Source organism: Desulfurivibrio alkaliphilus AHT 2 (assembly GCF_000092205.1).
Taxonomy (GTDB): Bacteria; Desulfobacterota; Desulfobulbia; order Desulfobulbales; family Desulfurivibrionaceae; genus Desulfurivibrio; species Desulfurivibrio alkaliphilus.
Genome location: NC_014216.1, coordinates 1,593,444 through 1,614,792, shown reverse-complemented (window position 1 = coordinate 1,614,792; position 21,349 = coordinate 1,593,444). Strand labels below are relative to the sequence as shown.

General features: G+C 62.1%; 18 protein-coding genes. 7 read left to right on the top strand and 11 right to left on the bottom strand.

The features are described from left to right. Positions 1 to 10 precede the first annotated feature (10 nt). The 10 genes from trpA to DAAHT2_RS14630 all read right to left on the bottom strand — a co-directional run bounded on the left by trpA (position 11) and on the right by DAAHT2_RS14630 (position 10,172). The gene (gene trpA / locus DAAHT2_RS06990) at positions 11 to 775 is read right to left on the bottom strand and encodes a tryptophan synthase subunit alpha (protein ID WP_013163589.1); all 765 of its coding nucleotides are present in this window, start codon (positions 773 to 775) and stop codon (positions 11 to 13) included. Then, the gene (gene trpB / locus DAAHT2_RS06985; RefSeq protein WP_013163588.1) at positions 772 to 2,040 is read right to left on the bottom strand and encodes a tryptophan synthase subunit beta; all 1,269 of its coding nucleotides are present in this window, start codon (positions 2,038 to 2,040) and stop codon (positions 772 to 774) included. Before trpB ends, trpA begins: the two co-directional genes overlap by 4 nt. 91 nt (positions 2,041 to 2,131) lie before the next feature. Beyond that, complete coding sequence (locus DAAHT2_RS06980; protein ID WP_013163587.1) at positions 2,132 to 3,694, bottom strand: hybrid sensor histidine kinase/response regulator; 1,563 nt, start codon at positions 3,692 to 3,694, stop codon at positions 2,132 to 2,134. A gap of 4 nt (positions 3,695 to 3,698) precedes the next feature. Continuing rightward, positions 3,699 to 4,145 (bottom strand): response regulator, encoded by a 447-nt coding sequence (locus DAAHT2_RS06975; RefSeq protein ID WP_013163586.1) that lies wholly within the window; start codon positions 4,143 to 4,145, stop codon positions 3,699 to 3,701. Between the two features lie 18 nt (positions 4,146 to 4,163). Further along, the gene (locus DAAHT2_RS06970) at positions 4,164 to 5,429 is read right to left on the bottom strand and encodes a sensor histidine kinase (RefSeq protein ID WP_013163585.1); all 1,266 of its coding nucleotides are present in this window, start codon (positions 5,427 to 5,429) and stop codon (positions 4,164 to 4,166) included. Continuing rightward, positions 5,422 to 6,327, bottom strand: a complete 906-nt coding sequence (gene phnD, locus DAAHT2_RS06965; RefSeq protein ID WP_013163584.1) for a phosphate/phosphite/phosphonate ABC transporter substrate-binding protein — start codon at positions 6,325 to 6,327, stop codon at positions 5,422 to 5,424. Before phnD ends, DAAHT2_RS06970 begins: the two co-directional genes overlap by 8 nt. Before the next feature lie 100 nt (positions 6,328 to 6,427). Further along, complete coding sequence (locus DAAHT2_RS06960; RefSeq protein WP_013163583.1) at positions 6,428 to 8,020, bottom strand: hypothetical protein; 1,593 nt, start codon at positions 8,018 to 8,020, stop codon at positions 6,428 to 6,430. Positions 8,021 to 8,038: 18 nt separating this feature from the next. Further along, positions 8,039 to 8,494 carry an FKBP-type peptidyl-prolyl cis-trans isomerase gene (locus tag DAAHT2_RS06955; protein WP_013163582.1) on the bottom strand — a complete coding sequence of 152 codons (456 nt, stop codon included), beginning with the start codon at positions 8,492 to 8,494 and terminating at the stop codon, positions 8,039 to 8,041. A 115-nt stretch (positions 8,495 to 8,609) separates the two neighbouring features. Next, positions 8,610 to 10,016 (bottom strand): hypothetical protein, encoded by a 1,407-nt coding sequence (locus tag DAAHT2_RS06950; protein WP_013163581.1) that lies wholly within the window; start codon positions 10,014 to 10,016, stop codon positions 8,610 to 8,612. 12 nt (positions 10,017 to 10,028) lie between these two features. Beyond that, positions 10,029 to 10,172, bottom strand: coding sequence for a hypothetical protein (locus tag DAAHT2_RS14630; RefSeq protein ID WP_157861434.1), 144 nt, complete (start codon positions 10,170 to 10,172; stop codon positions 10,029 to 10,031). An 85-nt stretch (positions 10,173 to 10,257) separates the two neighbouring features. Between DAAHT2_RS14630 and DAAHT2_RS06945 the strand changes: the two genes are divergently transcribed. The 4 genes from DAAHT2_RS06945 (at position 10,258) to yihA (ending at position 12,430) form a co-directional block, all read left to right on the top strand. Next, positions 10,258 to 10,446: a hypothetical protein gene (locus DAAHT2_RS06945; RefSeq protein WP_013163580.1), complete on the top strand. Its 189-nt coding sequence runs from the start codon at positions 10,258 to 10,260 to the stop codon at positions 10,444 to 10,446. Between the two features lie 10 nt (positions 10,447 to 10,456). Continuing rightward, on the top strand, positions 10,457 to 10,837 hold the full coding sequence (hisI, locus tag DAAHT2_RS06940) for a phosphoribosyl-AMP cyclohydrolase (protein ID WP_013163579.1): 381 nt from the start codon (positions 10,457 to 10,459) through the stop codon (positions 10,835 to 10,837). After that, on the top strand, positions 10,834 to 11,706 hold the full coding sequence (gene hisG / locus DAAHT2_RS06935) for an ATP phosphoribosyltransferase (RefSeq protein ID WP_013163578.1): 873 nt from the start codon (positions 10,834 to 10,836) through the stop codon (positions 11,704 to 11,706). Before hisI ends, hisG begins: the two co-directional genes overlap by 4 nt. A gap of 121 nt (positions 11,707 to 11,827) precedes the next feature. Then, on the top strand, positions 11,828 to 12,430 hold the full coding sequence (gene yihA, locus DAAHT2_RS06930; protein ID WP_013163577.1) for a ribosome biogenesis GTP-binding protein YihA/YsxC: 603 nt from the start codon (positions 11,828 to 11,830) through the stop codon (positions 12,428 to 12,430). A gap of 245 nt (positions 12,431 to 12,675) precedes the next feature. Here yihA and lepA read toward each other — a convergent pair whose 3' ends face one another. Continuing rightward, positions 12,676 to 14,472: a translation elongation factor 4 gene (gene lepA, locus DAAHT2_RS06925; RefSeq protein ID WP_013163576.1), complete on the bottom strand. Its 1,797-nt coding sequence runs from the start codon at positions 14,470 to 14,472 to the stop codon at positions 12,676 to 12,678. 268 nt (positions 14,473 to 14,740) lie between these two features. Here lepA and DAAHT2_RS06920 point away from each other — a divergent pair, with 268 nt between their 5' ends. The 3 genes from DAAHT2_RS06920 to DAAHT2_RS06910 all read left to right on the top strand — a co-directional run bounded on the left by DAAHT2_RS06920 (position 14,741) and on the right by DAAHT2_RS06910 (position 21,138). Continuing rightward, entirely contained in the window at positions 14,741 to 15,748 is a 1,008-nt protein-coding gene (locus DAAHT2_RS06920) for a sigma-70 family RNA polymerase sigma factor (RefSeq protein WP_157861433.1), read from the top strand. A gap of 84 nt (positions 15,749 to 15,832) precedes the next feature. Continuing rightward, complete coding sequence (locus DAAHT2_RS06915; protein WP_013163574.1) at positions 15,833 to 17,131, top strand: DegT/DnrJ/EryC1/StrS family aminotransferase; 1,299 nt, start codon at positions 15,833 to 15,835, stop codon at positions 17,129 to 17,131. Continuing rightward, complete coding sequence (locus tag DAAHT2_RS06910) at positions 17,131 to 21,138, top strand: tetratricopeptide repeat protein (protein WP_013163573.1); 4,008 nt, start codon at positions 17,131 to 17,133, stop codon at positions 21,136 to 21,138. Before DAAHT2_RS06915 ends, DAAHT2_RS06910 begins: the two co-directional genes overlap by 1 nt. The last annotated feature ends 211 nt before the right edge of the window (positions 21,139 to 21,349 follow it).

Sequence of the window (21,349 nt, the reverse complement as noted above, 5' to 3'; positions counted from 1 at the left end):
TGAACATTTTTTAGCGCAACCCCTCCATAAATTCGGTCACCGCCGCCGGGCCGTGTTCTTCCACCAGGCGGATGGTGGCCGAGCCGATCACCGCGATCTCCGCCTTGCCTTTCAGCATCTCCACGTCGGCCCGGTTGCTGATGCCAAATCCCACCGCCAAAGGCAGGTCGGTGGCCCGGCGGCAGCGGGCGATGTAATCGTCGAACTCCCGGTCGAAGCTGGTCTGGGCGCCGGTGACCCCCCGCCGGGCCACGCAGTAGATGAACCCATCCCCGTGACCGGCCAGCTTGGCCATGCGCTCATCACTGCTTGTGGGGGCGAAGATCTGGATCGGGGCCAGCTCATGCTTGCGGCAGGCCGCCAGGTACTCTTCTCCCTCCTCGGGGGGCAGATCGGGGATGATCAGCCCCCGCACGCCCACCTTCCTGGCCTGGGCCAGAAAGTCTTCCACCCCGTACTTGAACAAAATATTGTAGTAGGTCATGAAGAGGAAGGGGATTTGGTGTTCGGCGGTCATTTCGGCGGCAAACTCCAGGCATTGCCGTACCCTGACGCCGCGGTCGATGGCCTCTTGGTTGGCCCGGAGAATTACCGGCCCGTCGGCCACCGGCTCGGAAAAGGGGATCTGCAGCTCGATGATCTCCACCCCCGCCGCCACCATTCGGGCGATCACCTCGCGGTTGACCGCAAAGGAGGGGTAACCCAGCACCAGGTGGGTCATCAGCAGGATTTCCCGGTCCGCTTTGGCTTGTCTGATTTGCTGAGTGAGGCTCATGATACCGGCTCCTTGCCGTATTCCTCGCCTTTGGCGCGGATGAACTCCCGCCAGGAAGGATCTTTGAAGGCGTGGGCGATGGTGAAGATATCCTTGTCGCCCCGGCCCGACTGGTTGATGATAATGGCGCTTTCCGGCGACAGCTCCCCGGCCTCTTTAAAGGCTTGGACAAAGGCGTGGGCTGATTCCAGGGCCGGGATGATACCCTCGCTGGCCATGGCCAGTTGCAGGGCCTCCATGACCTCGGTGTCGGTGGCGGCGGTCATCCGGACCCGGCCCCGCTCCCAGAGATCGGCCAGCATGGGCGAAACCCCGATATAGTCCAGGCCGGCGGCCACCGAGTGGGTGTCTTTCATCTGGCCGTCGTCGTCCTGTAAAAACATGGTCTTGTAGCCCTGGGCCACCCCGGGAGTAGCATCGGGGATGCCGTCGGTATCGGCGGTGGTGGGTATTGCCGCCAGCCGGGAGGCGTGCCGGCCGCTGGTCAACCCTTCGCCGCCGGCCTCCACCCCCACCAGTTCCACCTCCTCGTCGGCCAGAAAGCCCTGGAAGATGCCCATGGCGTTGGAGCCGCCGCCCACGCAGGCGTAAACCCGGGCCGGCAGGCGGCCGTGGGCGGCCAGGATCTGCTCTTTGGCCTCCTCGCCGATGATTTTTTGAAACCAGGCCACCATGGCCGGAAAGGGGTGGGGGCCGCAAACCGTGCCCATCACGTAGTGGGTGGAATCCATGTTGGCCACCCAGTCGCGGAAGGCCTCGTTGATGGCGTCTTTCAGGGTGCGGCTGCCCGAGGTCACCGGCACTACGGTGGCGCCCAGTTTCTCCATCCAGAAGACGTTGGGGCGCTGGCGCTGCACATCTTCCTCGCCCATGTAGATGGTGCATTCAAAACCGAACTTGGCGGCCATGGTGGCGGTGGCCACCCCGTGCTGGCCGGCGCCGGTTTCGGCGATCACCCGGCGTTTGCCCATGCGCTGCACCAGCAGCCCCTGGCCCATGACGTTGTTGGCCTTGTGCGCCCCGGTATGGTTGAGATCCTCGCGCTTGATGTAAATGCTGGCGCCGCCGAAGCGGCGGGTGAGGTTTTCGGCCAGGGTGAGGGGGGTGGGGCGGCAGGAGTAGCTGCCCATCAGGTCCACATACTGCCGCCAAAAGGCCGGGTCGGCCTGGGCCTCGGTAAAGAAGGCGTTGAGTTGGCGGAAGGTTTCGTGCAGGATCTCAGGCACGAAGGCCCCGCCCCAGTTTCCGTAATAACCTGGTTTCATAAGTGTTCCATGGCGCAGATGGTTAATTTGAAAAAAACAACAGGAAAGGCAATCTACTTCAAAGTGCGGCGTTTGTAAATTGTCCCGGCACTCAAGGGGCATCCAGGGCGATGCGGATTTTGGAGGCCAGGTCCTGCATGGAAAAGGGCTTTTGCAGGAAGTTGATCCCTTCTTCGAGCATTCCATTGTGGGCGATGACCTCGGCGGGGTAGCCGGACATGAACAGGCAGCGGATGTCCGGCCGGCTGGCGCGGATTTTTTCCGCCAACTCCCGACCGTTGATTTCCGGCATTACCACGTCGCTGAGCAGCAGGTCCGGTAGATCGTGCTGCTGTTGGGCCAGGGTCAGTGCCTCCCGGGGGGTGGCGGCGGCGAGGATGCGGTAGCCCAGTTCCTGGAGGATCTTGGTGGTTACCGTTAAAATAGTCGGATCATCCTCCACCAGCAGAATGGTTTCACCGCCGCCGGTTAAGGTCTCCGGGCTCTTGTCTGGGGGCGGTGTCTCTTGTTCAGCCGCCCGGTGACAGGGCAGATAGATCCGGAAAGTGGAGCCCTGCCCGGGTTCGCTGTAGAAATTGATAAACCCCTGGTTCTGTTTGATGATCCCGTAAACCGTGGCCAGCCCCAAGCCGGTACCTTTGCCGGTTTCTTTGGTGGTGAAAAAAGGCTCAAAGATATGGGTCTGGGTTTCCCGGTCCATGCCGGCCCCGTTGTCGCTGACCGTCAGCAGCACATATTCGCCGGGCAGACAGCTGGCGTGGGTGGTGCAGTATTGATCGTTCAGCACCACGTTGGCGGTGGCGATACTGATGCGGCCCTCATAGCTGATGGCGTCCCGGGCGTTGATGCAGAGGTTGGCCAGTACCTGGTCCACCTGGCCGGGGTCCATCTTCACCGGCCACAGGTCGGCCGCCGGCTGCCAGTCCAGTTCAATCTCTTCCCCGATCAGCCGCCGAAGCATTTTCAGCATGCCGGTGACCGTCTCGTTGAGATCGAGGACAATGGGGTTGGCCGTTTGTTTGCGGGCAAAGGCCAGCAGTTGCCGGGTCAGGTCGGTGGAGCGTTGGGCCGCTTCCAGGATACCGGCAAATTCTTCGTGGCCCGGCTGGCTTTCCTGAAGCCGCAGCAGCCCCAGTTCGGCATAGCCCTTGACGACGGTGAGAATATTGTTGAAATCATGGGCCACCCCACCGGCCAGGGCGCCGATGGCCTCCATTTTCTGGGCCTGGTTAAGCTGGGACTGCAGCAACTTTTCCCGCTCCCGCTGCCGCCGGCGTTCCGCCACCTCCGCCAACTCACGCTGGATCGCCGGGACCAGCCGGGCCAGCTTGTCTTTCATTACATAATCCCGGGCCCCGTGGCGCATGATCTCGGTGGCGGTTTCCTCGCCCACCGCCCCGGAAACCAGGATAAAGGGCAGTTCGGGGGCGGTGGCCCGAACCAGCTCCAAGGCTTCCAGGCCGTTGAAGCCGGGCATGGAGTAGTCTGAGATTGCCAGATCCCAGGAGTTCTGTGGCAGGGCCTGCTGCAGTTCGATGGCGTTATCCACCCGCAGGTGCTCGGGGTCGTAGCCGCCCTGTTTGAGGGCGCGAATGATCAGGGCCGCATCGTCGTCGGAATCCTCGATCAGCAGTACCCGCAGCTTGTTTTCCATCTTTTCAGCCCTGTTTCTTGGGTGGTCCCTGATTCAGCACCAGCCAGTAGACGCCGAGTTGGCGAATGGCCTCGCTGAACTGAGTGAAATCCACCGGTTTGCGGATAAAGCTGTTGGCCCGCAAAAGATAGCTTTTGAGCAGGTCCTGTTCCTCGTTGGAGGTGGTGAGCATGACCACCGGCAGCAGCTCGGTGCGCGGATCGGCCCGGATTTTTTCCAGTACCTCCAGGCCGTTGAGCTTGGGCAGGTTGATGTCCAGCAGGACCAGTTCGGGCAGCACGGCCGGATCACGGCCGGCAAACGCGCCGCGGCCGAAAAGGTAGTCCAAGGCCTCGGCCCCGTCCCTGGCCACCACCACCTCGTTTAAGATGTTGTTTTTTTTGAGGGCCCGGATGGTCAGGGCTTCATCGTCGGGATTGTCTTCCACCAGCAGGATTATTTTGTCACTCATTGCTTGCTCCATTTCTTGTTAAGGGGTTCCCCGGTCCAGGGTAAAATAAAAAACGGCCCCTTTACCTTCTTCGGCCTCAACCCAGATCAGGCCGCCGTGGCGGTGGATGATCCGCTGTACCGTGGCCAGGCCGATGCCGGTGCCTTCGAACTCCTTGGGGCTGTGCAGGCGCTGGAATGCGGTGAAGACCTTGTCGGCATAAGTCATGTCGAAGCCGGCCCCGTTATCCCGGATAAAGCAGGCGGTGCGGCCATCCTTTTGCACTGTGCCGAAGCTGATTGCCGGCTGTTCGGTCTTGCCGGTGAACTTCCAGGCGTTGCCCAGCAGGTTGTCCAATACCGCCCGCAGCAGGACCGGGTCGCCAATGACCTGTACGTTGGGCTCGATGGCCACCTCAACCTGCCGCTGGGCTTCGTTTTTCTGCAGTTCGGCAATGCTTTCAATGGCCATGGCGCTCAGGTCCACCCGGCGCCAGTTGATCTCACCCCGGGAGAGCCGGGAGAGTTGCAGCATGTCGTCGATGAGGTGGCCCATCCGCGAACAGCCGGCCCGGACCCGCCGGAGATAGTCCTGGCCGGTGTCGTCGAGTTGGTCATGGTAGTCCTCTAGCAGGGCCTGGCTGAAACCGTCAATACCTCGCAATGGGGCGCGCAGATCGTGGGAGATTGAGTAGGCGAAGGCATCCAGTTCTTTGTTGGTGGCGTTCAGCTCCTGCTCGGCCTGCCGGCGCTTGCTGATCTCCCGTTCCAGAGGGGCAAGGGCCAGATGGCGGAAAACCAGCCAGAGCATCAGGCCCAGCACGGCGGTAATGGTTAAGGAGATAAGCAGCAGCCGGTTGCGCATCTCTTGCAGAATTATTTCCGCCTGGCGGTAATCCTTGCTTAAGGTCAGGGTCAGCAGGGTTTGGTCCTGGTAGGTTACCGGGTGGCGGCGGGTGATGACAAAGGGGGATTCCGACTGCCGGGAAAAGCGGCTGAGGAGATGGCCGGTGGGAGTGTGGGCCTCGAAGAGCAGCACGTCCTCGTGGTGGGCGCTCCATTGCTGCATGAACTGCTCGACGTCGGCGAACTGGTATTTCAGCAGCGGCTCGGTCATGAAGGTGGCGGCGGCCTGCAGTTGATAATTAAGCTGGGTTTCCACCTCGGCCAGTTGAGCCTGGCGCTGCTGGTGCAGCAGCAGGTAGTTGGTCAGCCCCAGAACCAGCAGCAGTACCGCCAGCATCCCGGCGATTACCCGCCGATAGGAAAACAGCTCCGGCTGAGAGGTGGGCGGTTGTTCAGTCATCGTCGAATTCTTCGGTCAGGGCGGCCAGTTCATCGTAATCTTCCGCCGTAACCGGCCGCAGGCCGGTGAGGCCATCTTTGATGCTGCCCAATATGAGCTGCCGGTCGGGGTGCTCGTTGACGGCCAGCAGCAGTTCCCGCAACCGCTCAACCGTGCCGGTGTCCAGGTTGCTGCGGGTAGCAAAGAGGTGGTCGGGGATCGGCGGACTGACGGCCAGGGCCCTGAGCCCCCGGGGCTGGTAGTAATCGAAGACCTCATCCTTGACTCCGCCGGCGGCAAAATAGCCCCCCAGCACCCCCAGGGCCACGTCGTGGTGGGAGTTGAGAAAATCGTAACGGGCCAGGTCGGCCAATTCCACCCCGGCCCGGGCCAGCATGGCCCGGGGGACCAGATAGCTCATGGTGGAGTGGGGGTCGCCGAAGGCAAAAGATTGTCCTTTGACTTGGCCAAGTTCGTGCAGCAGTGAATCCTGGCGGACGATGATCACGCCGTGAAATAAGATTGAGCCCTTCTCCTCCAGCACCGCCAGTAGCGGTTTTTCGCCGTACTGGCGGCGCATGGCAACGTAGCCCGCCGGTCCCATGAAGGCCAGGTCGGCCTGGTTGCGACCGACCACCTCCACGTGGGTCTGATAATTCTGGGGCACCCTGATTTCCACCGGGCGATCCAGCCCGGCGGCCAGGTACTCGGCCAGTGGGGTGAAACGGTTGACCAGCTCGGTGGCCGGTAAATAGGGGTGCACCCACAAGGTAAGGTGGCCTGCTGCCGCGCCGGTCGCCTGGGTTTGAGGGTAAAAGATGAACCAGAGGCACAGCAGAGGCAACAGCAACCGCCAGCGGCCGCCAGTCGGATTATTTTTTTTACCTTGGCTGGATCGTTTGTTGATAGATTTTTCCATGCGCCTACTTTGCGGGAAAAATTATGAAAAGTCAACTTTTCTGGGTTTGCTGGGCCGGCTTTGCAGATGACACTATGTGCGGGCTGGCGGACGCTTGCCTTTACGCCTTGGTGAGCTTGCCGGCGACATTGCGGCAGCAGGCGGCAAAGTCTTCCGGGTAGTGGCCGCAGATGAAGCGTTGCTGGGCCTCGGTAAAGGCACCCATGGCATAGGGCAGCTTGGGCAGCAGGGCGTAAAGCAGGCGCTGGTCGTGGTCGGCGGCGTCCAGCCGTTTACTGTACTCGATGCTGGTTACCATGGTGGCGCCAAGGCCGGCGAGAATCTGCTGGGCCAGCAGCAGGGCGCGATCCAGGGCGGCGCGGCAGGCGGCGTCGGCCTCCAGGACATGGCCCACTTCCGCTTTGGTCATGATCTGCAGCTCCCACTGGGAGGCCTGGGCCTTGGGGACAAACAGGATAAGCTGCTCATCTTCGTGGATGATCAGCTCCGCCGGGGCCTGGCGGCGGCCGTCAATACGGCGGTTTTGCCGCAGGGCCTTGAGGTAGGCGGCAAACATTCCTTGCCCGTGACGTTTGCGAAAGGACCGGCAGCAGGCCGCCACCTGGTCGCCGGCGGCAAAGGCCGGTGGGGGCGGGACCAGGGCGTATTGCTGGTGCACCTGCTGGTGGGAGGCATGGAGGCGATAGCCGCTGCCGGAGCAGTCATAGCCGAAGTTCCAGCCCCAAAGGGTGCCGGTGAAGGGCAGCCGGTCGGCCCCGTCGGCGGCCAGCCGTTTTTGCAACTGCAGGCGCAGTTCTTCCAACTCGTCGCCGGTAAGCCCGGTGCGTTGCCACTTTGCCGGCAGGTCGAGCAGTTCCGCCAGGCGCACATAAGTCCGCTGGTAATAAAGATGGCGCAGGCCGGTCATGTCGGCGGCGGTCAGGTCGGCAATACGGTAACGTATGGCGTCCTCGGCCATGTTGGCGGCATAGTGCCCCCAGGGAATGTAGCTGTTGCGGCGTAAATATTCATAAATGTGAGTGGCAGCGCCGGGGGCGCCGTACTCGCCGACAATTTCGCTGCCGCCCTGGGCGCCGGGCCGCAGCACCATGATTCTTTTGTAATGACTGGGCAGGTGGGGGTTGTTGGCCACCGTTTCGTAAAGGTCGTGGTCATGGATCTGGGGGCGTTGGTCATCCGGCCGGAAAAGCAGGCCCTGCGGGGTTTGTTCCGGCCCCATGGCAAAGTCGCAGCTCAAAGCGGCCAGGGCCGTCAGGTCGTCGGGGTCGGTGCTGGTGGCGGCCAGGGTCAGTTGCAGGGGGCGGGGCAGCAGGGCGATGAGCCGCTCCTTGGCCGGCAGCTCCGGTTGTTTGCCGGCCAAGGCAGCCGTCAGGTCTCGTCCCAGGGAAACTTCCGGCTGCTTGGGCAGGCGGATGCTGTTAGGGTCGGCGGCCCTGGCCTCGGCCCAGGGGCGGTTGATATAGGTGACCCCGCGAAAGGTCAAGGGGTTGGGGATCTCGTAAACCGGGTCGGCCCGGGCTACCTCCACCTCGCCGGGGGGGAAATTGCGCCGGTTGTCGACGACGCAGTCGCTGTCCGCCTCCCGGCCCAGAACCTCCAGCTGGTCGTGGGCTCGGAGGTTGCGCACCCGGTAGGAGGGGTGGTGGGCCAGCACCAGGAAATTACCGTGGTGGTCAAGGAAGTCGCGTGGCACGGCTCACTCCTTCTGCCTTTACTGCTCTTTCTCCTCGGCGGGGGTTACTTCCTGGACGGTGATGGTGTAAAAAAGCTCTTCCCCGGCCAGAGGATGGTTGAAGTCCACCCGGACCTGCTCGCCTTCAATTTCCTTAACCAGGGCCGGCAGGCGGTGGGTCTGGCCGTCGCGTTCCATGTTCATGGCCAGGACCATGCCGGGCTTGATTTCCTGGTCGCCGAAACTGGCGCGCCTCACCGTGATTTCCAGTTCATCAAGGTGAGGCCCGTAGCCTTCGTCCGGGGGGATGCTGATGGTACGGGTCTGACCGGCGGTCATGCCGAGGATGGCCCGCTCCAGAGAGGGCAGAATCATTTGTTCGCCGATCCGGAAGGTCATGGGAGCGGTGTTGCTGGACGACTCAAACACCTCGCCGCTGGCCAACCGGCCTTCATACTGGATGGTTACCTGATCGTTTTCCTGTGCCTTTCGCATATTGTAAATCCTTGTTGAGAATGTATGTTCGCTGGTTTTGTTGCCACGTCGGTTCGGGCCATTATGCCGAAAAAAAACCGGGGCGGCAAGGGCTTTGCATGATAACCCGGGCGGCTCAGTTCTCCAGTCGTTCGCCCCAGATTTCCAACTTGGCGGTCAGCAGGCCCAAAGTGTGGTCATCGCCGCCACTGTCGCCGTTGCCGGGTTGCCTGCCGATGGGAAATTGGTTGACCAGCCTTTCCAGGCGCCGGCCGAAGGTAAGGATACACTTGCGCAGATGTGTGGCCAGCAGATCGAAGGGAAACGGCTTGCTGTAGTCGGTCAGGGCTTCATGCAAAATAAGCTCGAGCCTGGTCCTTTCCTCCTCGGTGCGGGTGTGGTGGGAGGGGCAGCGCTTGAGGGTGTCAACTGTTTTGCGCTGCAATTCCAAAGCGGTGATGGCTTTCTGGCCGCTCAGGGAACGCAGCAGCAATTTGAAAGAGAGCATGACCCCGCGCAAGCCCATGAAAAAATCGGCGGCCTTGGCGGCGGCCAACTGTTCCGGGTTAAGGGAGGAATCCGGGGTGGCCAGCTGCTCTTTGGTTAGAGCCGGCAGTGGCCCAGCCAGGGTGCTGTGCAGCAATTCCAGTTTGTCCAGAAAGGGTTGAATCAGGGCAATCTGCCGCTGATTTCGAGCCCGGTAGGCCAGGTCAAAAAGGATAGTGCCGTAGCGGGCGCTCAGCCGGGGCAGCTCGGTCAATAACGTAACCGTTTCGCCGCGTCGCAATTCTTTTAGTTGATTACGGAATTCCTCCAGGGTTTTAATTTCCTGGGGCGGGCGGCGGCGAAATTGCTCAATATAGGCCTTGAGCCGGTCGGCGGCGGTGAGGCCGGCCAGGCGATGCTGTTCAAGCAGGTTGCCGGCCAAAGGTGGCAGGTCGGCAAACTCCAGGGCCTTCAGTTGCTGCTCCAGGGCCGTGGCCCGGGCCAGGCAATGGGCCAGGGACGGGGTGCCGGCGGCGGCATCCTGGCGGGTAACAAACAGGAAAAAACGCAGTCCCTGGTCCAGTTCCTCCGGCTCGACCCGGCTGCTTTTTTTGGCGTAAGGCAGCAGGCCGGCCAGAGAGTAAAGCTGAAAAAGCTGTTCCCGGCCTTTAAACAGCACCCGGCAGGCGGCTTCCAGTTCCCTTAGCGGGGGTTCAAGCAGTTCGGCCTGTTTCTGAATATTGGTGGCGGCGGCTTTGGCCGCTTGGGGGGCGATGGTTCGGCGGCGGATGTCGATGGCCAGGTCGCCGTACTCATTCTCCAGCCGGGCCAGTTCATGGAGAATGGTGCGGATGCCGACCACCAACTGGTTGCGGGCCTGCTTGTAATTGTCCCGCAGGCCGTACTCCTTGAACAGCAGATCGTGGCGGTCGAAATTGACCCTTTGCCACTGGCTCAGGCGGCGGTCGCGGGACAGGGGTTCGACGGCGGTCCGCACGGCTTGCAGCAACTGCTGGATCTGCTCCAGCTCGTGGTTCAGGTGGTCCGGGTTTTTCATTTTATTATCTTATTACGGCAAATTGGCCATCGGTTGGGCGGGGCTGCCTTCTTGCGGAGCCGCCGGAGTCAGGGGGGCGCCAGGCAGGCGGCAGATATACCAGATTTTGCCGTGCTTGCCGCCCCAAAAAGAGGAAAAATATTGTTTTGATTCCATCCGCTTTGGGCTTTACTCCTTGACAGCACGGGGCGATACGCATATTCTGCTGCTTTTTGTTTGCCTTTCGCCGGCAGAGTGGTCTATGGAACTCATTTGCGAGAAATACCGGGAAAAGATGCCCGAGGACGAGGCGTATTGCCGTCGCCCCAACGAGTACTGCAAGTTCAGAACCGCCTGCATCATCCATTTTGTCGGCCAGGAGCGGCGACGGGGAGCAGCGGCGGGGCAATCTGCCGCCAACCGCCCAAAAAAGGCGACCAACAGTGAGTGAAGGAAAGCCGATGCTTAATTTCAGCAAGGGAGAACAGGGGCTGCTGCCGGCCATTGTCCAGGATCAGGCCAGCGGCGAGGTGCTGATGCTGGCCTATATTAACGAAGAATCCTGGCGGCGGACCCTGGCCACCGGCAAGGCCCACTACTGGAGCCGGTCGCGCAACAAAATCTGGCTGAAAGGGGAGAGTTCGGGCCATGTCCAGCTGATCTGCGAGATCCGGGTGGACTGCGACGCAGATACGGTGGTGTTCAAGGTTGAACAGCTGGGCCGGGCGGCCTGCCACACCGGGCATCGCAGTTGCTTTTACCGGCGTCTGAGCGCCGACGGCCAAGAGTTGGAAGTTACCGATTCCCCGGTTTTTGATCCCGCGGAGGTTTATCAGAAATGAATCAGTTGAAGCTGGGTATTCCCAAAGGCAGTCTGGAAAAGGCCACCATCGAATTGTTTGCCAAGTCGGGCTGGCAGATCAAGCTTTCATCGCGTAATTACTTTCCCGAGATCGACGACCCGGAGCTCAGTTGCTCCATCTGCCGCCCCCAGGAGATGTCCATGTACATCGAAAAGGAGGTGCTGGACGCCGGTATAACCGGCAAGGACTGGACCCTGGAAAACCGCTCCGAGGTGGTGGTGGTGGCGGACCTGGTATACTCCAAGGTCAGCCGCAAGCCCACCCGCTGGGTGCTGGCGGTACCCGGCGATTCGCCGGTGAAGCGGCCGGAAGACCTGGAGGGCAAGAAGATTGCCACCGAGCTGGTCAATTTCACCAAAGAATATTTCGCCTCCCGTAATATCAACGTGGATATCGCCTTTTCCTGGGGGGCCACCGAGGCCAAGGTGGTCTCCGGGCTGGCCGACGCCATTGTCGAGGTCACCGAGACCGAAAGCACCATCCGGGCTCATGGCCTGCGGGTGATCGAAGAGTTGATGAGTTCCAACACCCAGTTGATTGCCAGCAAAAGCGCCTGGGCCGACCCCTGGAAACGGGAAAAGATCGAAAACATCGCCCTGCTGCTGAAAGGGGCGCTACGGGCCGACCGCATCGTGGGCCTGAAGATGAACGTGCCCAAGGAAAAGCTCGAGGAGGTGGTGGGACTGTTGCCCAGCCTGCGGGGGCCCACCATCTCGCCGCTGTATCAGCAGGAATGGTTTTCGGTGGAGACGGTGATCTCCGAGCATGAGGTGCGCGATCTCATTCCCCGCCTGCTCCGAAGCGGGGCCGAAGGAATCATTGAGTATTCGCTGAACAAAGTCATTTGAAAGGTAATCGTTCAGCAGCACCGCATCTTCGGGCGATCAGCCAGGCTTACGTACTGATGTACGCTGCGCCTGTCTGCAAGACCTCACCTGCGGCACTGCTGAACGATTACGGGGAAAAATAATGATTCAGGTTGAGAAAGTCAGTTTTGTGGACAGCGTTTTCAGCCTGGCCCAGTTGCCGGTTGGGGATCTGCCGGAAATCGCCTTTGCCGGGCGCTCCAACGTGGGTAAGTCCAGCCTGCTCAACTGCCTGTTGCGGCGCAAAAATCTGGTCAAGGTCAGCGCCCGGCCCGGCAAGACCCAGAGCCTCAATTTTTATCTGGTGGGTGATCAGTTGCACCTGGTGGATCTGCCCGGCTACGGCTTTGCCCGGGTGGACAAGCGGCTCCAGGCCAAGTGGCAGGAGTTGATCACCGCCTACCTCGAAACCCGCCCCAACCTGCGCTGCGTGGTGCTGATCATCGACCTGCGCCACGCCCTGAAAGAGTCGGACCGGATGCTGGCCGGCTGGCTCCAGGCCCAGGGAATTCCCTGGCTGCCGGTCTACACCAAGAAGGACAAGCTCTCCCGCAACCAGCAGCAGCGCCAGGCCCGCCTGCTGGATGCCGCTCTGGGCGTCAGCCCCAAGGACCGCCTCCTCTTCTCCTCCCTCAGCGGCGAAGGCCGACAGGAACTGTTGGAAAGACTGGAAACTTATCTTATGAGCACTTGCCAGGGCGAATAGGGCCAACATGCAAGCCCCTTGCAGCCTGGACGGGGGCCGCGGCAACCGGTAGCGGCGGGTTCGCTGGCGGGCCGGGCGCATGGACGCGCAGGAGGCCCCCAGCGCCTCGGAGGCGGGCAGGATGCCCGCCGAGAATGAGCCGCTACCGGTTGCCGCGGCCCCCACCCCATGGCAACAACCGACTTCTACTAAATTTCACGGCGCAAGCCGGGCCGATCGCCGCAAGGTGCGGTGCTGCTGGAGGTTTACGAGTCGTCGGATTTCAGTACTGCCAGGAAGGCGCTCTGGGGGATTTCCACGTTGCCCACCGTCTTCATCTTCTTCTTGCCGGCCTTCTGTTTCTCCAGCAGTTTGCGCTTGCGGGTGATATCGCCGCCGTAACACTTGGCCAGTACGTCCTTGCGCATGGCGGCAACGGTGGTGCGGGCGATGATGTTGCCGCCGATGGCCGCCTGAATGGCGATCTTGAACATGTGGCGGGGGATCTCTTCCTTCAGTTTTTCGCAGGCGGACAGCCCCCGGGCCCGGGCGTTATCCCGGTGGACCAGTTGCGACAGGGCGTCCACCCGCTCGCCGTTGACCAGCAAGTCCATTTTCACCAGGTCCCCGGTACGGTAATCCAGTATCTCGTAGTCGAAGGAGCCGTACCCCTGGGTCAGGGACTTGAGGCGGTCGTAAAAGTCGTAGATCACCTCGCTTAGCGGCAGCTCGCAGGTGTACTCGATGCGGCCCGGCATGGGGTAGTGGTGATTGCTGTTAACCCCCCGGCGCTCCATGCAGAGGTTCATCACCGCCCCCATGTAGCGCTCCGGGATCATGATGGTGGCTTTAATGTAGGGCTCTTCCACCCGCTGGATGCTGCCCGGGTCCGGGTAATAGGCGGGGTTGTCCACCTCCACCATGGTGGAATCGTTAAGGTAGACATGGTAGTTGACCGAAGGCACGGTGAGAATCAGCGACAGGCCGAACTCCCGCTCCAGCCGTTCCTGGACCACCTCCAGGTGCAAAAGCCCCAGAAAGCCGCAGCGGAAGCCGAAACCCAGGGCGGAGGAAGAATCTTTCTGGAAGGTCAGGGAGGCGTCGTTTAGGGTCAGCTTCTCCATGGCGGTGGCCAGGTCCTCGTAATCCTCGGTGGAGACCGGGTAGATGGAGGAAAAGACCACCTGCTTGGCCGGCTGGTAGCCGGACAGTGGTTTGGCGCAGGGGTTTTCCTTCAGGGTGATGGTGTCCCCCACCTGGGCATCGGCGATGTTTTTGATCCCGGCGATAATATAACCAACCTCGCCGGCGGCAAGTTCCTTGGCCGGTTCCTTTTTAAAGCGAAAATGGCCCACCTCTTCCACCTTGTGGCTGCGGCCGGTGGAACAGAAGCTGATCTGGTCGCCCGCCTTGACCCGGCCGTTGGCCACCTTGCAGGAGATGATGGTGCCCCGGAAGGAGTCGTACTGGGCATCGAAAATCATCGCCTGCAGCGGCAGGTCCGGATCCCCGGTGGGTGGCGGCAGGTACTTGACGATGGCCTCCAGCAACTCCGGCACCCCCTTGCCGGTCTTGGCTGAACAGAGCTGGATCCGCTCAGCCTCCAGCCCCAGGTCTTCTTCGATTTCCAGGGCCACTTTTTCCGGTTCGGCGGCGGGCAGATCGATCTTGTTGATCACCGGGATGATCTCCAGGTCATTTTCCATGGCCAGATAGAGGTTGGCCAGGGTCTGGGCCTCGATGCCCTGGGCGGCGTCCACCAGCAGCAGTGCCCCTTCGCAGGCCGCCAGGGCGCGGGAGACCTCGTAGCTGAAATCAACGTGCCCGGGGGTGTCCACCAGGTTGAACACATACTGCTGGCCGTCGGCGGCCTGGTATGGCAAGCAGATGGTCTGGCTCTTGATGGTGATCCCCCGCTCCCGTTCGATATCCATGTTGTCCAGGAGCTGGTCTTTGAACTCCCGGTCGCTTACCGAGCCGCAGTGTTGAATAAAGCGGTCGGCCAGGGTGGATTTGCCGTGGTCGATATGAGCGATGATGCTGAAATTTCTAATATTTTTCATGGTTGTCCGTGGGGGTTGGTGGTGGCCGGGGTAAAATCACGCATTCTTATCATAAAACCCCCGCCCTGGCAACGGTTTAAGCTTGGTCTCCAGGGGCGCCCCGGGGCCGCTCGGGATGCGCTTAACGGTTAATCATGGTAAAATTGCTGCGAATCAGCTAAAAGGGGGCAGGTGTCTGCAACCCTTGTTTGATTGTAATTGGTCGCTGAAGTTTGTCATTTGCCTGCGGCTGCAGCCCTTTGCCGGCGGCCGAGGCCGGGTTTTGCTTATGAAAAAAGATGATCCTGAAATACTGCCCCCGGAGGACGGCGAGGCCGAACTGTTCGGTGACGAGTCGGCAGCCGACGGGGAGACAGCGGAATTTCACCCCCTGGTCACCCTGGATGACTCGGCTAATCTGCCGGTGGTGGGTAATGCCGCTTTGCACCGTTACCTGCAGGAGATCAGCCAGTACCGGCTGCTCAGCCGGGCGGAAACCGACGAGCTGGCGCGCCTTTTCAAGGAGACTGGTGACCCCGAGGCGGCCTATAAACTGGTCACCGCCAACCTGCGCCTGGTGGTCAAGGTGGCCATGGATTTCCAGAAATACTGGATGCAGAACTTTCTCGACCTGATCCAGGAGGGTAATATCGGGCTGGTCCAGGCGGTGAAGAAGTTTGATCCTTACCGCCAGGTTAAATTTTCCTATTATGCCGCTTACTGGATCCGGGCTTATATCCTCAAGTTCATCATGGACAACTGGCGCCTGGTCAAGATCGGCACCACCCAGGCCCAGCGCAAACTTTTTTTCAGTCTCAACAAGGAGAAAAAGCTGCTGGAGTCCCAGGGGTTCAAGCCCGAACCCAAACTGCTGGCCCAGCGCCTTAATGTTAAGGAGAGCGAAGTCATCGAGATGAGCCAGCGCATGGACAACTGGGACATGTCGCTGGAAAGCCCGATGCGGGAAGATTCCGGTGATGAACGCAAGGATTTTCTTCCCGTGGCCGGCCCCAGTGTAGAGGAAAGGGTGGCCGCCGATGAGGTGCGGGAGTGGATGGCCGGCATCCTCGATAAAATGCGGCGAACGTTGAATGAGAAGGAGTTGGCGATTCTCAGGGAGAGGCTGCTCAGCGATGAACCGGCAACCTTGCAGGAGATTGCCGACCGTTTTGCCATCTCCCGAGAGCGGGTGCGCCAGATTGAGGCCAACCTGCTCAAGAAGATGCGGACCTATCTGGAAAACGAGGTTCCCGATATCAAGGAGTTTTTAGATGAGTTTTTTGGGCCGGCGGCCTGAACGGCCCCTTGCCGGGCGCGTTTTGAGCGGGCTGCCGGTGAGAATTTAATCTTATAAACTGAACCTGAAAGGATAAGTGGCGAAATGCCCGTACCGTTGCTGGATTTACAACCACAAATGGCTCCCCTGCGGGAGGAAATAATGGCGGCCGTGGCGGAGGTGATAGACTCCACCGGCTATATCCTGGGCCCCCGGGTGGAGAGTCTGGAGCAGGCACTGGCGGCTTATTGCGCCACCGGCCCAAGTGAGAATGGGCATGGGGCGGCACAGGAGGCAACAGGCGAAAGAGCGGTGGAATTGCAGGGCATCGGGGTCAGCAGCGGGACCGACGCCTTGCTGGTGGCGCTGATGGCCCTGGAGATCGGGCCGGGCGACCTGGTCTTGACCACCCCCTACAGTTTTTTCGCCACCATGGGGTGTATCCTCCGGCTTGGCGCCCAACCGGTTTTTGTCGACATTGATCCCCAGACCTATAATATCGACCCCGCCGCCCTGGAGGAGTTTTTCCACACTCGGCCGGCCGAGGCGGCCCGGGTCAAGGCCTGTATTCCAGTGCACCTGTACGGGCAGGCGGCCGATATGGGCGCGGTGCTCAGCCTTTGCGCCCGGCATGGAATTCCAGTGGTGGAAGACGCGGCCCAGGCCATCGGCACCGCCGTTCCCATTACCCATGCCACCGTAACCGATCACGGGTTCCACGAGGTAAGCGGTCGCTTACCCACCTGGCGGAGGGCCGGCAGCCTGGGCGTGGCCGGCTGTTTTTCTTTTTTTCCCAGTAAGAATCTCGGTGGTATCGGTGATGGCGGTCTGGTGTTGTGCCGGGATGAGGCGCTGGCCGAGAAAATACGGATCCTGCGGGTACATGGCGGCGCCCCCAAGTATCACCATGGCCTGGTGGGCGGTAACTTCCGGTTGGACCCCATCCAGGCGGTGGTGCTGGAGATCAAGCTGCGGCACCTGCCCGCCTGGCATGCCGCCCGGCGGGCCAATGCCGATCGTTACCGGCAGATGTTTCAAACCGCCGGTCTGCTGGAAGAGGGCGTGGTTCTGCCGGAGGCGGTTTACCGGCAGGCGGCGGAGGCTGACGGTGTACAGGACTATCATATATACAACCAGTTTGTCATCAGGGTTCGCCGACGGGATGAACTGATGGCGCATCTGCAGCAGGCCGGTATCGGCTGTGAGATATACTACCCGGTGCCGTTGCACAAGCAGGGCTGTGTCGCCCATCTGGCTTGTCATGCCGAGGTGTTTCCGGAGGCCGAGCGGGCTGCTCGGGAAACCCTGGCTTTGCCCATTTATCCCGAGTTGACCGTCGAGATGCAGCAGGAAGTGGTGGCGGCGGTGAGCTCCTTTTACCGGAAAGGTGCGGTGCGGAACTGATGGTTCGTCTGCCGGTCATGCTGCTGTTGCTCCTGCTGGGAGGTGCAGTGCCGGCTCTGGGGGAAGTGGGTGGTGATCTGGTGCCAGCCCGGGAGATTACCCAGCAGGACGGGCCGATGCCGGGTTGGCTGAAGCAGTGGCGGCAGGCCCGTGATCTGGTGCGCCGGGGTGAATACCGGCAGGCGGCCCCGGTGTACGAGGAGCTGTTGGCGCAACGGGAGGACCTCCGGGAGGCCCGCTGGGAGTTGGCCCGGCTCTGGTTGCAGTTGGGAACGGCGGAGCGGGCTCTGGGGCACTTTGAGCTGCTGCGGGAAGCGGCACCCTATGAGCCCCGCTATGCCAGGGGTCTGGCCACCGCCCTGCTGGCCGTCGGCCGTTCAGCGCGGGCGGCCGAACTGTTTCAGGGGCTGCTGGTCCAGTTCCCCGATGATCCCGACCTTCTGGCCGGTCTGGTGACGGCGCTGGTCAGGCAGGGGCGGGAGGCCGAAGCCCTGGAATACCAGGAGCGTCTGGTTAAGCTGCGGGGGGTTGACGGTGACGAGGGGGCAGAGTTGGCCCGGTTGTACCAGCGCCTGGGTCGTCCCCAACAGGCCAGGCCGCTGGTAAACCGGCTGGCTGGAAGGCCCGATGCCGCCCCTGAGTTGTTGCGCCTGGCGGCCGAAGTCCACGAAGATCTGGGGCGGTCGGAGCGGGCCGTGGCATACTGGCGCCGGCTGCTGGCCAAAGAGCCGGCCGATCCAAGGGCCCAGGCCCGGGTGGAAGCGCATATGCTGGCGGCTGGAAGCGGGGAGGAGGCCTTGGGCTACCTGCAACCGGCCCTGGCGACTGACCCCGATAACCCTTGGCTGTTGCGGCGTTTGGGGCAGGTGCACCTTGAGCTGGGGCGGCCGGACCAGGCTTTGCCCTATCTGGAGCGGGCCCTGGAGGGGCAACCTGCTGATCAGCAGGTGTTGCAGTTGGCCCTGCAGGCTTATGATGCCACCGGGCAGCAGGCGGAGTCGCTGCTGGTACTGGAGCGTTTGCTGGCCCTGGAAGGTGAGGCCTCACCGGAAAAACTGCGGCAGGCAGCACAGATCTACCAGGAACGGGGCCAGTACGCCAAGGCACTGGAGCTTTATCCCCGGATCATGGCCTATTATCCCGACCAACCGGAGGTTATGGCGGAGAAGCTGCGCCTGCTGGACCGGTTGGGGAGAGAAAACGAGATCGGGCTAATGCTGCGCAGCCCCGGCTGGCGCACGCGAACCCCGGAGATCCTGGCCGCCTGGCATGCCCTGGAACCCGACGATGGGCGAGTGATGACCGCCCTGGTTTTTGCCCACCTGGAACAGGGCGAGTGGGAGGCGGCCGAAGAGGTGCTGGCGCGGCTGGCGGTTGTGGCGCCCAATGATCCGGAGATGTTGCGGGCCCGGGCGGCCTGGGCGGAAGGTCGCAATCGGCCATGGGCCGCGCTGCAGGACTATGAAGAGCTGCTCGCCCAACAGCCGGACAGACTTGAGGTGCGCCGTCGGGCTCTGAGCCTGGCCGCCCAACTGGGCTTAGCGGAGCGGGTGGAGCTCCATTTGTCTTATCTTGAGGCCGTGGAATCTGCATTCAGCCGCCGTTTAGAGCTGGTGCAAGCGCGGCTTGAGCTTGGAGACAGCGACGGGGCTTTGCGGGCTCTTGACCGGCTGGCGGCGGAATTTCCCGAGCCCCAGCGGCAGTTGGAACTGGCCTTGAGCCGGGCAGAGGTTTACCGGTTGGCCGATTTGCCCTATGAGTCCGAGCAGGTGTTGCGCAAGGCTCTGTTGTGGGGAGAAAATCTCCCGGCGGTGTATCGCTCCCTGTTCGAGTTGACCCTGGCCACCGGCCGTTACCCGGAAGCTGAAGTGTGGCTGACCGCTTTGACCCGGCAGCAGAGTGAGGAGCCGGCGGCCATGCTGCGGTTGCGCCTGTTGTCTGCCCGTGGTGATCACCGGGCGGTGTTGCGCCTGCTGCCCTCCCTGTTGCTGGCCGAGGAACCGGTGGATGAGTCGGACCGCCTCCGTGCGGCCCGCTTTTTCTGGGCCGCCGATGCCCTGTGGTCGGCGGAACAGCAGGTGCGGGAGTTGCTGGAGCAGGACAAGGTGGAGCCGGAAGTGTTGGTGCTGGCCGCCATGATCAGCCAGCGGCGCGGCCAGCGGGCCGCCGAACAGGAATTTATGGACCGGCTGGAAGAGTGGGCGCAACATGATCCGGGCCGGCAACTGCAGTTGGCCGCGATCCTGCAGCGTTACGAGCGATTCCCGCAGGCGGCGGCGCTGGCCGCGCGGGCGGCGGCGGGCATGCCCGGCTCGGTCGGGGCCGGCATGCTGCAGGTGGAAGCCCTGGCCGCCGTGCCCGACAACCGGGCGGCCTGGCAGGCCCTGCAGGAGTTGCCGGCAGCCGGGGTGGGGCTTTACAAGGTGCGTCGCCAGAAACTGGAACTGCTGCTGCGCTTGGGCTATATGTCTGAAGTGGTGGCGCTGAGTGAGGAGCTGAGCCGAGCCCACCCCTGGAGTGAGCCCGCGCTGGCTCTGGCTCGGCTGCATGCCCTGTGGATGCAACGGCAATGGCGACCGGTTCTGGCGGAGTTGGAGTCCCGCTTAACACCGGAGGTCGGCTCGTTGCTGGCGGCCGGGGCGGCAGAGCTGGGGCTGGCGATGCCGTCGGCAGAACCGCCGGGACTGTGGGGCCGGATAACCGGCGCGAGCAGCCCGCTGGCGGAACTAACCGACGAGGTGATGAGTCCGGCCTATGCCGCCGGGCTCTTGGAGGGTGATCCGCGGCTGCGCCGGGTGGCGGCCCCTCTTTATGCCGAATACCGCTGGCAACAGCGCCTGGCCCTGGAGTTGCGGGCCCGGGCGGCCATTGAGCGGCGAGACTTTTTTGCCGCCGCTCGGGAGTATGAGCAGCTTGACAGTAACTATCCCGACGAGGGGCCGATACTTTACGACCTGGCCGGGGTCCACAGCCGATTTCAGCGCTGGGAGGCGGAAGCGGCCATTTACCGGCGCCTGCAGGCGGCCGATCTGCACTATCCCGGCCTGGCGGAAGCCCGGATGCGCAGTGATCTCAAGCGTCGCCAGCGTTCCACCCTGGGCTATGAGTACCGCCGGGAAAGAGGTCGTGACGGTTATGTCGCCAGCGGCCGGGAGGCGTTAACCGCCTCCCACTGGTGGGCGCCGCTGCTGGGGCATGAGATGGATTTCAGTTACAGTCGCTTAAGGTACCGCAATACCGACGGGCCCGGTACCCTCAACGCCAATCAGGCGGAGCTGCTCTACCGTCGCGATGCCTTTGCCGGGGTTGACCTGCTGCTGGGGGTCGGCGCCTGGTTGACGGCGGGAGATTCGGGGGAGGGGAGGAACTCCGTGCTGGGCCGTGCTGAAATCGCCGGCGACCTGGGTGATCGCTTGCGGGGAAGGATCGCTTACCGGCGTGAGGCGGTGGAAGATACCCTGGCCGCTTTACAGCGCGGCATCCGAGCCGACACCATTGCGGTTGAGGGGGCGGTGGATTTGCTGACCCGGCTGGAGTTAGGTTCCGCCTACAGTTTTCGTTATTTCTCCGACAACAACCAGACCCACGGCTATGACCTCTGGGCAACCTATGCCTTGCTGCCCGATCCGACCCTGCTGACTTTCAGCTACCTGTATGAGTACCTGGATTCCCGGGAAGGGCCGCAGGGAGGCGGGGTGAGGCTGGACGACGGCTTTGCCGATGATGATCATCCCTACTGGGCACCGCTCAACTTCTGGCGCAAGACCTTTGCCCTCAGCTTCCGGCACCAGTTGAGCGATGACCCCTTTATGCGGGATCGGCCCCGCTACTATACACTGCGCTATGCCACCAGTTACGATTCCGCCAGCTACGGGCAGCAGAGCCTGGAGGGCGTTTTCTTTCTGGAACTCAGTGACAGCCTGATCTGGCAGGCCGGGTTTGGGCTTGTTTCCGGCTCCGACTATCGGCAGCGCCGGCTTGATTCCTCCCTGACCTACCGCTGGTAGAGGGCAAAAGCAGGGCAACGTCAAAGTCATTGGTTGTTGCACCGGGGTGGGGGCCGCGAAACCCGGTAGCGACTCATTCTCGGCGGGCATCCATGCCCGCCTCCGAGGCGCCCGCGGGGCTCCTGCGCTGCCAATTGCCAGGGGCGCCCAGCGGCGGGCGAACCCGTCGCTACCGGGTTTCGCGGCCCCCGTCCAGTTCCCAGGCGACTTT

Excerpts from the sequence above, each read along its gene's own strand:
- yihA (WP_013163577.1), top strand. The coding sequence starts at position 11,828 with ATGATTCAGGTTGAGAAAGTCAGTTTTGTGGACAGCGTTTTCAGCCTG.
- DAAHT2_RS06915 (WP_013163574.1), top strand. The coding sequence starts at position 15,833 with ATGCCCGTACCGTTGCTGGATTTACAACCACAAATGGCTCCCCTGCGG.
- DAAHT2_RS06945 (WP_013163580.1), top strand. The coding sequence starts at position 10,258 with ATGGAACTCATTTGCGAGAAATACCGGGAAAAGATGCCCGAGGACGAG.
- DAAHT2_RS06955 (WP_013163582.1), bottom strand. The coding sequence starts at position 8,494 with ATGCGAAAGGCACAGGAAAACGATCAGGTAACCATCCAGTATGAAGGC.
- hisG (WP_013163578.1), top strand. The coding sequence starts at position 10,834 with ATGAATCAGTTGAAGCTGGGTATTCCCAAAGGCAGTCTGGAAAAGGCC.
- DAAHT2_RS06980 (WP_013163587.1), bottom strand. The coding sequence starts at position 3,694 with ATGGAAAACAAGCTGCGGGTACTGCTGATCGAGGATTCCGACGACGAT.
- hisI (WP_013163579.1), top strand. The coding sequence starts at position 10,457 with ATGCTTAATTTCAGCAAGGGAGAACAGGGGCTGCTGCCGGCCATTGTC.
- phnD (WP_013163584.1), bottom strand. The coding sequence starts at position 6,327 with ATGGAAAAATCTATCAACAAACGATCCAGCCAAGGTAAAAAAAATAAT.
- DAAHT2_RS06975 (WP_013163586.1), bottom strand. The coding sequence starts at position 4,145 with ATGAGTGACAAAATAATCCTGCTGGTGGAAGACAATCCCGACGATGAA.
- trpB (WP_013163588.1), bottom strand. The coding sequence starts at position 2,040 with ATGAAACCAGGTTATTACGGAAACTGGGGCGGGGCCTTCGTGCCTGAG.
- DAAHT2_RS06970 (WP_013163585.1), bottom strand. The coding sequence starts at position 5,429 with ATGACTGAACAACCGCCCACCTCTCAGCCGGAGCTGTTTTCCTATCGG.
- lepA (WP_013163576.1), bottom strand. The coding sequence starts at position 14,472 with ATGAAAAATATTAGAAATTTCAGCATCATCGCTCATATCGACCACGGC.
- DAAHT2_RS14630 (WP_157861434.1), bottom strand. The coding sequence starts at position 10,172 with ATGGAATCAAAACAATATTTTTCCTCTTTTTGGGGCGGCAAGCACGGC.
- trpA (WP_013163589.1), bottom strand. The coding sequence starts at position 775 with ATGAGCCTCACTCAGCAAATCAGACAAGCCAAAGCGGACCGGGAAATC.
- DAAHT2_RS06920 (WP_157861433.1), top strand. The coding sequence starts at position 14,741 with ATGAAAAAAGATGATCCTGAAATACTGCCCCCGGAGGACGGCGAGGCC.
- DAAHT2_RS06910 (WP_013163573.1), top strand. The coding sequence starts at position 17,131 with ATGGTTCGTCTGCCGGTCATGCTGCTGTTGCTCCTGCTGGGAGGTGCA.
- DAAHT2_RS06950 (WP_013163581.1), bottom strand. The coding sequence starts at position 10,016 with ATGAAAAACCCGGACCACCTGAACCACGAGCTGGAGCAGATCCAGCAG.